This window comes from Delftia sp. WSY_22, from assembly GCF_043104185.1.
Classification (GTDB): Bacteria; Pseudomonadota; Gammaproteobacteria; order Burkholderiales; family Burkholderiaceae_C; genus Comamonas; species Comamonas tsuruhatensis.
In genome coordinates, this window is record NZ_JBICKN010000003.1 from 1 (window position 1) to 808 (window position 808).

The following is an 808-nucleotide window of genomic DNA, read 5'->3' on the forward strand; positions in this document are numbered from 1 at the left end:
ACCACCCTGGTGCGTTTGAGGTTCTAACCCAGGTCCCTTATCGGGATCGGGGACAGTGCATGGTAGGCAGTTTGACTGGGGCGGTCTCCTCCCAAAGCGTAACGGAGGAGTTCGAAGGTACGCTAGTTACGGTCGGACATCGTGACGATAGTGCAATGGCATAAGCGTGCTTAACTGCGAGACTGACAAGTCGAGCAGATGCGAAAGCAGGACATAGTGATCCGGTGGTTCTGTATGGAAGGGCCATCGCTCAACGGATAAAAGGTACTCTGGGGATAACAGGCTGATACCGCCCAAGAGTTCATATCGACGGCGGTGTTTGGCACCTCGATGTCGGCTCATCTCATCCTGGGGCTGTAGTCGGTCCCAAGGGTATGGCTGTTCGCCATTTAAAGAGGTACGTGAGCTGGGTTTAAAACGTCGTGAGACAGTTTGGTCCCTATCTTCCGTGGGCGCTGCAGATTTGAGGAAGCCTGCTCCTAGTACGAGAGGACCGGAGTGGACACACCTCTGGTGTATCGGTTGTCACGCCAGTGGCATTGCCGAGTAGCTAAGTGTGGAAGAGATAACCGCTGAAAGCATCTAAGCGGGAAACTCGTTTCAAGATGAGATCTGCCGGGGCCTTGAGCCCCCTGAAGAGTCGTTCAAGACCAGGACGTTGATAGGCTGGGTGTGGAAGCGCAGTAATGCGTTAAGCTAACCAGTACTAATTGCTCGTGAGGCTTGACCCTATAACTTTGATGACGTGATCATCAAGGTGGTTATGCCAAGTAAGGCGCAGTCAAAATACAAAGCTGATTACAGACTC

Annotated in this window: 1 rRNA gene; it reads left to right on the forward strand. The window is 52.6% G+C overall.

Annotation, left to right across the window (positions count from 1 at the left end):
• A 23S ribosomal RNA gene (locus ACF8NF_RS00395) occupies positions 1-731 on the forward strand; the annotation flags it as partial.
• Positions 732-808 lie beyond the last annotated feature (77 nt).